The organism is Pseudomonas sp. NPDC089428, assembly GCF_044749325.1.
GTDB lineage: Bacteria > Pseudomonadota > Gammaproteobacteria > Pseudomonadales > Pseudomonadaceae > Aquipseudomonas.
In genome coordinates this window covers 17751-31825 of record NZ_JBIVHT010000014.1, presented here as the reverse complement: position 1 = coordinate 31825, position 14075 = coordinate 17751, and the positions used below count along the sequence as shown (strand labels likewise).

The following is a 14075-nucleotide window of genomic DNA, read 5'->3' as shown; positions in this document are numbered from 1 at the left end:
GGCCCTAAAAAGGGCCGCGCAGCAAAAGCTGCGCGACCAAACACGCGCTACGCCATTCGCGGCCCCAGGAGCGCGAGGAAGCGAATACCGACAGAGTCTCAGGCGACCCGGCCGCCCAGGTACAGTTCGCTGACTTGCGGGTCGTGCATCAGCTCCCGGGCATTGCCGGTCAACGCCACACTGCCCATCGACAGCACATAGGCGCGGTCGGAGATGCGCAGCGCCTCCATCGCGTTCTGCTCCACCATCAGGATGGTCACACCTTCCTGGTCGCGGACCTGCTGGATGGCTTCGAACACTTCCAGCAGCACCTTGGGCGACAGACCCGCCGAGGGCTCGTCGAGCAGCAGCAAGCCAGGCCTGGGCATCAGCGCCCTGGCCAAGGCGAGAATCTGCCGCTCACCACCGGACATGGACGCCGCAGGTGCGTTGAACTTCTTTGCCAGGATCGGGTAGGCCGTACACAGTTCATCGATACGTCGCAGGTTTTCCTGGGGGCACTGGTAGTGCCCGCCCACCTGGAGGTTTTCGCGGATACTCAGGCTGGCGAACACGTTGTCGGTCTGCGGCACGAAGCCAAGCCGGCAGCGGCGGATCTTCTCGTGCACCGGTACCCGTGACACGTCCTGCCCCTGCAGCAGCACCTGCCCCTTGCGCGGTAGCAGGTAACCGGCAATGGTCTTGAGCAAGGTGCTCTTGCCACAACCATTGGGGCCCAGCAAGGTAACGATCTCCTTCTGTTGGGCATGCAAGGTCATGCCGCGCAGGATGTCCACCTCGGCGTTGTAGCCGGCGACGACGTCCTTCACTTCAATCATGGCGCGTTCTCCTCGAGGGCTTGCGGGCTGTGACGGCCACCCAGGTAGGCCTGGATCACCCGCGCGTTGGAGGCCAGTTTGTCCGGCCTGCAACTGGCGACGATCTCGCCGCGGTCCAGGACCACGCAGCGGCTGCAGACATCGCGGATGAAGTGCATGTCATGCTCGACGATCACCAGCGTCATGCCCTGGGCATTGAGGCGCTTGAGCGCCTCTACCAGGTCACGGCGCAAGTTGGGGTGCACCCCGGCGGTAGGCTCGTCGAGCAGCACCAGCTTGGGCTCGCCCATCAAGGCACAGACTATGCCCAGCAGTTTCTTCTGCCCCCCCGACAGCGCCGACGCAGGCAGATCGCGCACCGGCCTGAGCAGCAACTCATCGATCAGCCGCTCGGCCTTGGCCCGCGCTTGTTCTTCGGCCCGGCGCAGCGCCGCAAGGCCGAGCAGCGTGGCGAACACACCGTGCTGGCGAGTGCAGGCGGCCATCGCCACTTCGATGACCGACATCTTGGTTGGCATGGAAGGCAGCTGGAAAGTCCGGGCAATGCCATGGCGGACGATATGGTGGGCCTGCAACCGCTCGATACGCCGCGTTTCAAGCGCAATAGCGCCGCCATCCACCGCTTCAAAACCCGTGATGCAGTTGAGCAAGGTGCTTTTACCGGAGCCGTTGGGCCCAAGCAGGCCGACGATTTCGCCGCGCTGCACGTTGAAACTCACGTCGCGCAGCACCTGGTTGCCGCCAAAGGCCTTGGCCACCGATTGCACGCTGAGCAGGTATTCGCGGGAAGCACTCATGGGATCTTCCTTACTTTTTCAGGGATCAGACCTTCACTGCGCCACATCAGGCAGGCCAGCAGGATCGCACCGATCAGGCCCAGGCGCAGGGCGCCGGCGAGGTCGGAGTCAAAGCCCAGGTAATCCTTGGCGAACGGCACCAGGCTGTAGGCGGCCTGTACCAGGAACACCCCCAGCAGCACGCCGCGCAGGTTGCCCAGGCCACCGATCATCAACATGGTCCAGAGCAGGAACGTTTCGGAAGCGAGCAGGTAGTCGGGGCCGACATAACTCATGAAGTGGGCGTACAGCGAACCGGCGACGGCGGTTAGCGCAGCGCTGGCCATGATCGCCCGTGACTTCAGTGAGGTCAGGTCGTAACCCATGCAGGCGGCCAATTGCGGCTCTTCACGCATGAGCCGCAGGGCACGCCCGAAGCGGCCATCGGCGAGGCGCTGGCAGAGCAGCGTGGCAAGGCCCAGCAGCACCAGCATCAGCACCAGAAAGCCGACACCGTCGAAAAGCGCAGGGATCGCGCCGATGCCTTGCGCACCACCGGTAAGCCAGCCCTCGTTGGTCGCCACCACGCGCAGGATTTCGGCAACGGCCAGGGTTGCGATACCCCAGTAGTCCGAAGCCAGCTTGCGCCCCAGGCGGGCCACGCATCCGCCCAGTCCCATGGCCAGAAGAACGCCACCGGCCATGCCCAGCCATGGCGAATGGCCCGCCTGGACCGCGATGCCGGTGGCGTAGGCGCCGAGGCCGGCGAAGGCGATGTGGCCGAAATTGAGTAGGCCACCGAAGCCGGCCTGCAGGTTGAGCCCCAATGCCATCAGGCCATAGAGGCTGGCGAAGGTAAGCGCGGAAACCAGGAAATCAAACACGCCGCACCTCCCGGTCGAACAGGCCATAGGGCTTGAACAGCAATGCCAGTAGCAGGATCAGGAACGCAGCGCCACTGATGTACGACACTGGCAGAAAGGCCATTTCCCGGCCCGTCAGCCAACCGAAGTTCAGGTTGGTGACCAGGGTTTCGGTGAAGGCGATCAACAAGGCGCCAGCGACTGCCCCCATGGGGTTGCCAAGGCCTCCGAGGATGGCCGCAGCGAACACTGGCAAGAGCAGGTCATGCCCCAGGTTGATGTGGGCACCGGTGGACAATGCCAGCAGGCCACCACCCAGGCCGGCAATGGCACCACTGGCGAAGGTCACCATCAGGGTGATCCGGGCAGCGTGCAGGCCGCTGGCGTTGGCCAGTGCCGGGTTGCCGGCCAGCGCGCGCATCGCTCGCCCCAGACGGCTATGGAACAGTGCCACGGTGAAAGCTGCCAGCAGTGCCACGGTGGTGGCAAAGAAATACAGCTGGGTGCAGGTGATACGCGCATCGCCCAACAGGATCGGCGCCGCCAGGGGTAGCTCGAACATCCGCGGGAAGGTACCCGCGCTGCCCTGGAGCGCGGCAACCAGCAGCATGGCGATGGCCAGCGAGCCAATCATGGCGATGGCCGGGCCGCTTTTGAGCAGACGCTGAAACACCAGGCGCTGCAGCACCAGGGTCAGGGCGCCGACCAGCAGTGCGGCAAACAGCAAGGCCAGTGGCAAGGGCACGCCGGCGGCGTCCAGGCCATAGGTCAGGTACGCACCCAGCATGGCGTACTGTACGTGGGCGATATTGGGAAACTTGACCAGGCCATACACCAGGCTCAGGCCGAAGGCGATCAGCGCCAGGTCGGTTGCCCGCAGCAAGGTATCAATGAGGAACTGCAGCATGGAAAACACTCCGCAAGAGCAGGCACAAACCCGCCCGGCAAACCGGGCGGGCGTATCGCGTACTTATCGAGGTACGACCTTGCCGCCGTCATACTTGAGTTTGGCGTAGGGCGGATCGAGGCGCTGGCGGCCATCGTCGAAGGCGACTGTGCCAGTCACGCCGTCATAGCCTTTGCCCACCTCCTTGAGCGCAGCCTGTACTGCGGCCGGCTCGGTGCTGCCGGCCTTTTCGATGGCCTTGGCTGCCATCAGCACGGCGTCATAGGCATAGCCGGTATAGGAAGTTTTCATGCCTTCCTTGTACTTGGCGGCAAAGGCTTCGGCGTAAGCCTTGCCCGTCTGGCCAACGAATGATCCGACCTCCATGCCCAACTGGCCTTGGGCGATGTTGGCCGGCGTGTCCGACAGGCTCATGGACAACAGGATCGCGTACCACGGTTGTTCACGCAGCCCCAACTCCAGTGCCTCGCGGTTGATGACCGCAGACTCCTGCCCGTAGGCGGTATAGATGTACGCGTCCGGTTTGCTGCGGGCGATCTGTTGCAGCTCGCGGCGGTAGGTTGATTGGCCGGCGGTGTACAGCGTCTCGTTGACGATCTTGCCACCGAGCTTTTCGAACTCGGCGCGAAAACCGTGTGCTACCCCCTGGCCGTAGGCATTGTTCGGAGCCAGAACGGCAACGTTACGAAATCCCAGGTCCCAGGCATCTTGGGAAGAAAACTTGTTGCCCTTGTCTTCCAGGCCGATCAGGTTGAACGAGCTACTGCCCAGGTCGCGGATCTTCACGCTGGTGCTGGCGATGTTGATATGCACCACGCCCTCTTTCACCAGATACTGGCCCATCGGAATGCTGATACCCGACGAGTATTCGCCGATCACCACCGGCACCTTGTCAACGCTGACCAGCTTGCGCGCGGCGTTGATGGCGGTAGTGGGGTTGCCGCCGGAATCTTCGACGATGACCTGGAATGGCTTGCCAAGCACACCACCATCGGCGTTGACCCTGTCTTCAGCCAGCTTCACGGCACGGCGTACGTCTTCGCCAACGGTGGCGTTGGGGCCCGTCAGGGAAAGCACGGCGCCCATCTGCACAGCCTCGGCGGCAGACGCAAACGGCGCGGCCATGGCCAGGGTGAAGAACATCGAAGTCGAGATAAGCATGGAGCGGAACTTGAAAGGCATAACTGTCTCCTTGAAATGATCGTGACGGCGTCGCCGTCGCTCACTGCGTCATGCAGCCCCCCTGCGCCAGCGGGGTAGAACAGCTCAAGCACCGATGCTCCCTGAGTCGCTTGTGGCAAATCACGGGCGCACCGCTCCGGCCCTCCCGAGGGTTGCGGGAGGAGGAAAAATTCATGGCATCGCTTCGAAGCCCTTACCAGATCGGCAAGGTGTAACTGACGGTCAGGCGGTTGTGATCGATATCGCCCAGCACGTCGCTGCGCAGTACACCGTTGCGCCAGGCAACGCCCACGCCTTTGAATGGTCCGCCCTGTACCACATAGCTCAGTACGATGTCGCGCTCCCACTCTTCACGGTCGGCACCAACGGCAGTCTTGATCTGGTCGCCCTTGAGCCAGGTGACGCTGGCGTTCAGCCCTGGTACGCCAAGCGCGGCGAAGTCGTAGGCATAACCGCCAAGGATGGTGCGCTCACCGGCATAGGTGAAGTTCTGCACCAGGCTGTCGGTGATCAGATAGGTGCTGGTGCCACCTGCGCCCTCGTTGGCCAGGCCGCCCTGGTTCAACTGGGTGAAGATGCTGTCGTCCGACACCTGCTGGTAACCCAGGGTCAAGGCATGACCGCTCAGGGCGTAGGTGAACTTGGCGCTCCAGGTCGAGTTGTCCAGTTCGCCATCGTTGCCGCTGCCGTTGGTCGATGCCAGGTAACCTGCGGTACGGTCGGCATTTTTGCCATCGGAGGTGGTGCGGAAGTAGCGCAGGTCGGTCTTGAGCACGCCGGGGCCCAGTGGCAGGCTGTGCAGCGCACCGAGGAAGTGCTGGTCGTAATAATCTTCGAGGTTGGCGAAGTAATACTGCAGGGTCAGGTCCTTGATGCCCTTGTAGTCGCCCCCGACAAAACGCAGGTGGTTGCTTTGCTGGGTGCCACCCGCGATAGACATGCCGGTGAAGTTGCTCGACATACGCCCCACTACATGCTCGATCTGGCCGCCGGTGAGGGTCAGGTTGTCGATCTCGTTGCTGGTGATCTGCCCCCCTTCGAACAGTTGCGGCAGCAAGCGGCCGTCGTTCGACCAGAGGATCGGCAGCTTCGGCGTGAGGATGCCATAGCGGGCCTCGGTCTTGGACAGGCGCACCTTGCCGGTCAGGCCACCGCGGCTAAAGTTGTCCACGGCCTCGCCGTCGCTGTCGGCCGGGAAAATGGAACGCGCACCCGGTGCATCGAGCTTCACGCCCAGGGTGTAGGTAGCATCGGCCCCGAAGCCGACAACCCCTTGGGTAAAACCGGACTGCACGTTGAGCAGGAAGGCCTGGCCCCACTCGTCCTGGGTCTGGGTATCGGTGTCACGGAAATCGTGGTTGAAATAGAAATTGCGTAGCTCGAGCTTTGCCGTGCTGTCTTCGATGAACCCTGCAGCAAGCGCCTGCCCGCCAAAACTCCCCATGGCCGCAAGCATGGCCAGATTCAATAGTTTTCTCTTCATGTGAAGCGACTCTCCTTGTTTATTGCTTTTTTTTCAGGACGCGCGCCCCCGCGGAACTGCCATGGCAAGGCAGGCCCGGGGAACGGATACGGAGTGGCGACAGATTGAACCCGGAGCACCCAGGCTCCGGTTATTGCATTCAGGCAGCGCGAGCGCCGCCTTGAATTGCGTCGTCTTTGCGACGTTTACCAACGGACAGAATGGCGACCAGCGAGATGGCTACGGTTGCCAGCATGTACAGGGCCACCGGCTGCCAGTCACCTTTGTACTCGGACAGCAGCCAGGTTGCGATCAGCGGTGCCGTGCCGCCTGCCAGTGCGGCGCCCAGCTGATAGCCCAGGGTGATGCCGGTGTAGCGCACACGGGTGGAGAATATTTCCGAAGACAAGGTGCCAAGCACAGCGGTGACCGGCGACCAGAGCACGCCAAAGCCGATGACGGTGGCGACAGTGATGCCCCACTGGGTGCGGGTATCGAGCAGCATGAAATACGGCACGATGTACAGCGCGATGGCCAGGATGCCGCCGATGTACACACGCTTGCGGCCGATGCGGTCAGACAGCCAGCCCATGACCGGAATCAGCAGCGAGGCTGTCAGGGCACCGATCATGACGGCGTTCAATGCTGAGACTTTCTGGTAGCCGAGGTTGTTCACCGCGTAGCTGACCACGAAGGTCGAAAAGATATAGAACGGCGCCGTCTCCACCACTTTCAGGCCCGCGGCGATCAGCACTTCACGCCAGTGATTGCGCAGTGTCTCCACGACCGGCATTTTCGAGACGTTACCGCTGGCCTTGGCTTTCTTGAAGTCCGGGGTTTCGTCGAGGCCGTGGCGGATCCACAGGCCGAGAAACACCAGACCTGCGCTTAGCACGAAGGGCACACGCCAACCCCAGGAGAGGAAGTCTTCCTCGGGCAGCATCGCCATCAGGCTCACTGCCATGGTGGCGAGCAGCATGCCCAGCGTCACGCCCACTTGCGGCACGCTGCCGAACAGCCCCTTGCGGTTGGCCGGTGCGTACTCATAGGCCAGCAACAACGCCCCACCCCACTCGCCACCAATGCCAAGGCCCTGTATCACTCGCAGCAAGATCAAAAGTATCGGTGCCCAGACGCCGATATGTTCATAAGTTGGCAGGCAGCCGATCAACACGGTTGCGCCCCCCATCAGCGACAACGTGATGACCAGGGTCTTCTTGCGCCCGATGCGATCGCCGATATGCGCAAACAGCACGCCGCCAATAGGGCGAATAAAGAACGTGAGGGAAAACGACAAGTAAGCCAGCAGCAGCCCAACGACCGGATCAAAGTTTGGAAAGAACAGTTTGTTGAAAACCAGCGCGGCGGCTGTTCCGTAAAGGAAGTAATCGAACCATTCAATCGAACTGCCCGTGAGGCTGGCGACCAGCGCGCGGCGGCGGGTCTTGGCCGATTGCTCCTCGGCGAGGGAAATGCTCATGTTTTTGTGCCTTATTTTTTTGGTTGGGCCACGATAACCCAAGTATCACTGGGTAGCACCGATCCTAGATTTCATTGAGCACAGGGTGCAACCACAGACTTTTCTATGGGTATTACAAAATGGATAACTGACGCGTAAATGCACCATTGCAGTGCACTATCGGCAAGTGCCAAACGTTTGCTGCCTTTGCGTGGCACATAATTGTTTTTATTGAACAAAGATCCAACAAAGTTAATGGGGAGTATCAGGTTGCACCCGGTTGCACCTTAATGGATTCCGAGTTTAATCTGCGCACCGTTCCGTTAGCCAACTCCCTACCCGGTGATAACAACATGGCAACCACCACACTTGGCGTGAAGCTTGACGACGCCACCCGCGAGCGACTCAAACAGGCTGCACAACAGATCGCCCAAACCCCGCACTGGATGATCAAACAGGCCATCTTCAACTACCTGGAGCAGATCGAAGGCGGCATGAACCCAGCCCAGCACTCTGCCCTGGCCGCTGTTGCAGGCGAGGAGCAGGCAGAACACCTGGATGAGGGCGCCTTGCAGGTATTTCTCGACTTCGCCGAGAGCGTCCTGCCGCAATCGGTGCTGCGCGCTGCCATCACCGCGGCCTATCGCCGCCCGGAAGCAGACGCCGTACCGATGCTGCTGGAGCAGGCGCGCCAGCCGGCAGAGATGGCGAAAGCGACTCACCAGCTGGCTTACAGCATTGCCCAGAAGCTGCGTAACCAGAAGAGCGCTGGCGGCCGGCAGGGGCTGGTACAAGGCCTGTTGCAAGAGTTCTCGCTGTCTTCGCAGGAAGGTGTGGCGTTGATGTGCCTGGCCGAGGCCCTGCTGCGCATCCCTGACAGGGGCACCCGTGACGCCTTGATCCGCGACAAGATCGCCAATGGCAACTGGAGCCAGCACCTGGGGCAGAGCCCGTCGATGTTTGTCAACGCTGCCTCATGGGGCCTGCTGATCACCGGCAAACTGGTGTCGACCCACAATGAAACGGGCTTGTCGTCCTCACTCAACCGCATCATCAGCAGGAGTGGCGAACCGCTGATCCGCAAAGGTGTGGACATGGCCATGCGCCTGATGGGCGAACAGTTCGTCACCGGTGAAACCATCGGCGAGGCCCTGGCCAACGCGGCACGTCGTGAAGCAAAAGGTTTCCGCTACTCCTACGACATGCTGGGCGAAGCCGCACTGACCGAGCATGACGCGCAAAAGTACCTGGCGTCCTACGAGCAGGCCATCCACTCGATCGGCAAAGCCTCCCATGGCCGCGGCATCTATGAAGGCCCGGGCATCTCGATCAAGCTGTCGGCGCTGCACCCGCGCTACAGCCGCGCCCAGTACGAGCGCGTGATGGAAGAGCTGTACCCGCGCCTGCTGTCGCTGACCCTGCTGGCCAAGCAATATGACATCGGCCTGAACATCGACGCCGAAGAGGCCGACCGCCTGGAGCTGTCCCTCGACCTGCTCGAGCGCCTGTGCTTCGAGCCTGCCCTGGCGGGCTGGAACGGGATCGGTTTCGTTATCCAGGCCTACCAGAAGCGTTGCCCGTACGTGATCGACTACATCATCGACCTGGCCAAGCGCAGCCGCCACCGCCTGATGATCCGCCTGGTAAAGGGCGCCTACTGGGACAGCGAAATCAAGCGCGCCCAGATCGACGGCCTGGAGGGCTACCCGGTCTACACCCGCAAGGTTTACACCGACCTGTCCTACATCGCCTGCGCCCGTAAGCTGCTGTCGGTCCCAGAGGCCATCTACCCGCAGTTCGCCACCCATAATGCTCACTCACTGGCGGCCATCTACCATATTGCCGGGCAGAACTACTACCCGGGCCAATACGAATTCCAGTGCCTGCATGGCATGGGCGAACCACTGTACGAGCAGGTCGTAGGCAAGATCGCCGACGGCAAACTGAACCGCCCGTGCCGCATCTATGCGCCGGTCGGCAGCCACGAGACCCTGCTGGCCTACCTGGTGCGCCGCCTGCTGGAAAACGGCGCCAACACCTCGTTCGTCAACCGTATCGCGGATCGCTCCATTACCCTGGATGAGCTGGTCGAAGACCCCGTTGTGCAGGTGGAGAAAATGGCCGCGCAGGAAGGCGCACTAGGCCTGGCGCACCCACGCATCGCGCTTCCACGCAACCTGTATGGCGCCACGCGCCTCAATTCCGGCGGCCTGGACTTGTCCAATGAGCACCGGCTCGGTTCACTGTCCTCGGCGCTGCTCGCCAGCGCCAACCAGCACTACACTGCCAGCCCCACATCAAGCAACGAGCCCGGCCACCCGCGCACCGTCACCGCCGTACGCAACCCGGCGGATCATCGCGACCTGATCGGCCAGGTGTACGAAGCCAACGAAAGCGATGTGCAAAACGCCCTCCTCCGCGCCCAGGCCAGCGGCCCGATCTGGCAGTCGACCCTGCCCACCGAGCGAGCGGCCATTCTGGAGCGCGCCGCCGACCTCATGGAAAGCGAGATGCAGCAACTGATGGGCCTGTTGGTGCGTGAGTCTGGCAAGACCTTCAGCAACGCCATCGCCGAAGTCCGTGAAGCGGTCGACTTCCTGCGTTACTACGGCGCCCAGGCTGGCAGCTTCAGCAACGACAGCCATCGCCCCTTGGGCCCTGTGGTATGCATCAGCCCCTGGAACTTCCCGCTGGCAATATTCAGTGGCCAAGTTGCAGCTGCCTTGGCCGCCGGCAACACCGTGCTGGCCAAGCCTGCCGAGCAGACACCGCTGATCGCCGCCCAGGCCGTGCGCATCCTCCATGAAGCCGGGGTGCCGACCAGTGTCGTGCAACTGCTGCCAGGCCGGGGCGAGACCGTTGGGGCGAGCCTGGTCGGTGACAGCAGAATCAGGGGGGTAATGTTCACCGGTTCCACCGAGGTCGCCGGCATCCTCAGCCGCAACCTTGCCGGCCGCCTGGACGGCCAGGGCCAGACCTTGCCACTGATCGCCGAAACAGGCGGCATGAACGCGATGATTGTCGACTCCTCGGCACTGGCCGAACAGGTGGTCGCGGATGTCATCAGCTCTGCGTTCGATAGCGCCGGCCAGCGCTGTTCAGCGCTGCGGGTACTGTGCGTGCAGGCAGACGTGGCCGACCCTGTCTGCCAGATGCTGCGAGGCGCGATGGCCGAATACCGCGTTGGCTCGCCAGAGCGCCTGGATACCGACATCGGCCCGGTGATCGACCGCGAAGCCCGGGACAACATCCTCAACCACATCGAGCACATGCGCCGTAAAGGCCGCACCGTCTTCCAGGCTGCGCGGGCCGACGGCCAGGTACTGCAACGGGGCACGTTCGTGCTGCCGACCCTGATCGAACTGGACAGCCTCGACGAACTGGAGCGGGAGATCTTCGGCCCCGTGCTGCATGTGGTGCGCTACGAGCGCAGCCAGCTCAACGAACTGCTGGAGCAGATCAACGCCAGTGGTTACGGGCTGACCCTTGGCGTGCATACCCGCATCGACGAGACCATCGCCCAGGTGGTTGAAACCGCCCGCGTCGGCAACCTCTACGTCAACCGCAACATCGTCGGCGCTGTAGTGGGCGTGCAGCCGTTCGGTGGCGAAGGCCTATCCGGCACCGGCCCGAAGGCGGGTGGCCCACTGTACCTGTATCGCCTGCTCGCCACCCGCCCACTCGATGGCGTGGCACAGGCCCTGGCTGACGGCGACAGGCATCCGGTTGCAGCTCCCACAGATGTGGTGAACGCACGCAAGGCATTTGCCGCTTGGGCCGAGCAGAAAGAACCGGGTATCGCCAGGCTCTTCGCCCGGTATCTGGAACAGTCGCAAAGCTACACCACTCACCTGCTCGCCGGCCCCACCGGTGAGCGCAACAGCTACACCCTGCTGCCGCGGGAGGTGGTGCTGAACCTGGCCGATAACCGCCTGGACCTGCTCGCCCAGCTCGCTGCCAGCCTGGCAGTCGGCAGCCGCGCGCTATGGCTGGATAGCCATGAGGCCCTGCGCACAGCACTGCCGGCATCGGTGCAAGCGCGCATCGACAGCATCAGCGACTGGACCGACCCGCAAGCCCGTTTCGACGCGATCCTGTACCACGGCGATAGTGATCAGTTGCGCCATGTCAGCCAGCTGTGCGCACGGCGCCACGGCGCCATCGTCGGCGTGCACGGCCTGGGTCGAGCTGACACTGACATTCCGCTGGAGCGCCTGCTGATCGAGCATGCCCTTAGCGTCAATACCGCAGCGGCCGGAGGTAACGCCAACCTCATGACCATCTGCTAGGCCCCACGATCGAACCCGCGCAGCGCCCCTTTGCGCTGCGCACCTTCGCACTACAACGAGGAACCACCATGAACGCACTTTTCCTGGGCTACGGTCGCATGGGCAGCGCCATTGGCCAAGCCTGGCTCAAGGCCGGCCTGGTCAGCCATGTCAGCGCCGTTGACCCCTACCTGCAAACAGCCAACCAAGTGTCCCTCTACAGCAGCGTCGAAGCCCTGCCTACACTGCCGTTTGACATCATTGTGGTGGCGGTCAAGCCAAACTACGCATGCGAAGTGCTGGCTGCGCTACCCCACGCAGTGCGTGAACACGCCGTAGTCATTTCGGTCGCCGCAGGTGTGCCCCATGACAAGCTCAGCCTGGCACTAGGCCACGGCTGCCCGGTGGTACGGGCGATGCCCAATACGCCGGTACTGGTCAACGCGGGCTGCACCGGCCTGTTCGCTCCGCCTGACCTGGATGCAGCCCTGCGCGAGCGGGTAACTCGGCTATTCGAAGCCGTCGGCAGCGCCAGTTGGGTAGAGCACGAGGACCTGCTGGATGCTGTGACGGCTTTGTCCGGCAGCGGCCCGGCGTACTACCACCTGTTCAGCGAGGCCCTGGCTGCCGCAGGTGTCGGGTTGGGCCTGAGCCCGGAACTGGCAAAGACCCTGGCAGCACAGACAGCCCTGGGTGCCGCAACGCTGCAGACCCAGCCAGACGCAGACTTTGTAGCGCTACGCACCGCAGTCACCTCGCCCAATGGCACCACGGCGGCGGCGATCACCTCGTTCGAACACGATGACGGCTTGCGCCGGCTGGTCGACGCCGCGGTGCAGGCCGCCCATTCACGTTCGCAAGCGCTCTCGCGCGAATCCTGAAAGCCCTGGGCAGCGGGCGGCCAGCAGGGCTGCCAACGCTGCACCACGTAGCCGATGTACAACGCCTATGAAGCTCCATCAACTTAAAGTGTTGGTTACCATCTGTGAGAGCGGCAGCTTTCAGGAAACTGCACGTTTGCTGCACCTTTCCCAGCCTGCGCTCTCCAGGACCATCAAGGAACTTGAGACATCGCTCGGGGTGCCTCTGTTGGTCCGTTCCAACCGCGGCATCACCACCACCGAATTCGGCGAACGCCTGGTACGCAGGGCCCGCCTGATGCTGGAAGAGGCCAATCGTGCCAGGGAAGAAATCGCAGCGCTGAAGGGGGAAACCAACGGCCGGGTATCGATCGGCTTGTCACCGGCGACGCCTCGTGCACAAGTGATTGCGGCGATCAATCAATACAGCGAACGCTACCCAAAGGTGCGCCTGCGCATTCATGAGATGCGCCCTTCAAAGCTGATGGAGGGCCTGCGTGAGGGGCAAGTGGACCTGGCATTGTCGTGCCAACCGGCCAGTCGCTATGGCGACGGGTTCCAATGGACCGAGCTTTACCACCAGCCGACCGCATTGGTGGTACGCCGAGGCCACCCACTGCGCCACACACGCTCCCTTGAACAGCTACGCGATCAGCGCTGGCTGCTGCAGGAGCCATTGGATAGCTCGCAGATCGGCTTGATGTTTGAGCAGTACCAGCTGGCGCCCCCGGAAAACATTCTTGAATGTTCAGCTGGGATCATTTTTTGCGAACTGGCCCGCACCACGGACGTGATCAGTTTTTGGCCGCTTCGCATGCTCGACTACGTCAACCGAGATGGTCAGGCCATGGAGATACTGAACATTGAGGAACAGGTGCCAGCGCTCAATATCTCCCTGGTCTATCGGAACCAGGAGCTTCTCACACAAGAAGCCCGGCTGCTCGCCGATGAGCTCGTGTATGTATTTACCAACTCAGGGACGCCGCCGCATAACGGCGGTTACTGAGATGGCGTGATTGACTGCAGGTTGCAGGTCGTTGAGCAATCGGCCGATTGCCGTCGCCCCCCTCCCGGAAAATCATGCAGCCCAGGTTTCGTGAAGATGACGCCATAGCACGCGCTCGCCCTGAAGGCTGAACAGTGCGGTGGAGATCCGTGTCTTCGTGTCCTGGCCGGGCAGCCGGTGTGTCTCCTGATAGCGGATCACTGCCCCCTGCGGCCACTGCGCCAAGGTTTCCAGCGCGGTCAGCTCGATGACCAAACCTGGCTGGCCGCCTGCACGCTTTGCGAACAGGCTGGCTACCTCCTGCAGGCTTACCTGAAGTCCGGTAGGCGTGATCATGGAGAAGTCCTGGGTGAAACGCGCGATCATCGCCTCAACCTGGCCCTCCCCTCTGGCGAAGAGCGCCTCGATCAGTACGTGCAGGTCGATGACTTCTTGTAGGTAAGGATTCATGGCGTTCCAGTTCTGGATTGATAA

General features: G+C 62.4%; 11 protein-coding genes. 3 read left to right on the top strand and 8 right to left on the bottom strand.

Going from position 1 to position 14075, the window contains the following annotated elements:
• Positions 1-98: 98 nt before the first annotated feature.
• The 7 genes from ACIPZ5_RS21725 to ACIPZ5_RS21695 form a co-directional block, all read right to left on the bottom strand.
• Entirely contained in the window at positions 99-818 is a 720-nt protein-coding gene (locus tag ACIPZ5_RS21725) for an ABC transporter ATP-binding protein (RefSeq protein ID WP_400810561.1), read from the bottom strand.
• On the bottom strand, positions 815-1615 hold the full coding sequence (locus ACIPZ5_RS21720; RefSeq protein ID WP_400810559.1) for an ABC transporter ATP-binding protein: 801 nt from the start codon (positions 1613-1615) through the stop codon (positions 815-817). The genes ACIPZ5_RS21725 and ACIPZ5_RS21720 overlap by 4 nt, the downstream gene beginning before the upstream one ends.
• Complete coding sequence (locus ACIPZ5_RS21715) at positions 1612-2478, bottom strand: branched-chain amino acid ABC transporter permease (RefSeq protein ID WP_400810557.1); 867 nt, start codon at positions 2476-2478, stop codon at positions 1612-1614. Before ACIPZ5_RS21715 ends, ACIPZ5_RS21720 begins: the two co-directional genes overlap by 4 nt.
• Positions 2471-3364 carry a branched-chain amino acid ABC transporter permease gene (locus ACIPZ5_RS21710; protein WP_400810555.1) on the bottom strand — a complete coding sequence of 298 codons (894 nt, stop codon included), beginning with the start codon at positions 3362-3364 and terminating at the stop codon, positions 2471-2473. Before ACIPZ5_RS21710 ends, ACIPZ5_RS21715 begins: the two co-directional genes overlap by 8 nt.
• Positions 3365-3427: 63 nt before the next feature.
• Positions 3428-4546: an ABC transporter substrate-binding protein gene (locus ACIPZ5_RS21705; RefSeq protein WP_261943581.1), complete on the bottom strand. Its 1119-nt coding sequence runs from the start codon at positions 4544-4546 to the stop codon at positions 3428-3430.
• A gap of 193 nt (positions 4547-4739) precedes the next feature.
• Positions 4740-6029: an OprD family porin gene (locus ACIPZ5_RS21700; RefSeq protein WP_400810553.1), complete on the bottom strand. Its 1290-nt coding sequence runs from the start codon at positions 6027-6029 to the stop codon at positions 4740-4742.
• A gap of 139 nt (positions 6030-6168) precedes the next feature.
• Positions 6169-7530, bottom strand: a complete 1362-nt coding sequence (locus ACIPZ5_RS21695; protein WP_400810551.1) for an MFS transporter — start codon at positions 7528-7530, stop codon at positions 6169-6171.
• Positions 7531-7820: 290 nt separating this feature from the next.
• Here ACIPZ5_RS21695 and putA point away from each other — a divergent pair, with 290 nt between their 5' ends.
• The 3 genes from putA (at position 7821) to ACIPZ5_RS21680 (ending at position 13601) form a co-directional block, all read left to right on the top strand.
• Positions 7821-11756, top strand: a complete 3936-nt coding sequence (gene putA / locus ACIPZ5_RS21690) for a trifunctional transcriptional regulator/proline dehydrogenase/L-glutamate gamma-semialdehyde dehydrogenase (protein WP_400810549.1) — start codon at positions 7821-7823, stop codon at positions 11754-11756.
• 68 nt (positions 11757-11824) lie between these two features.
• Complete coding sequence (gene proC / locus ACIPZ5_RS21685) at positions 11825-12616, top strand: pyrroline-5-carboxylate reductase (protein ID WP_261943577.1); 792 nt, start codon at positions 11825-11827, stop codon at positions 12614-12616.
• Positions 12617-12683: 67 nt separating this feature from the next.
• A complete protein-coding gene (locus tag ACIPZ5_RS21680) occupies positions 12684-13601 on the top strand; it encodes a LysR family transcriptional regulator (protein ID WP_261943576.1) in 918 nt (305 codons plus the stop codon).
• Between the two features lie 72 nt (positions 13602-13673).
• Here ACIPZ5_RS21680 and ACIPZ5_RS21675 read toward each other — a convergent pair whose 3' ends face one another.
• Complete coding sequence (locus ACIPZ5_RS21675; protein ID WP_400810546.1) at positions 13674-14051, bottom strand: DUF4440 domain-containing protein; 378 nt, start codon at positions 14049-14051, stop codon at positions 13674-13676.
• Positions 14052-14075: the final 24 nt, after the last annotated feature.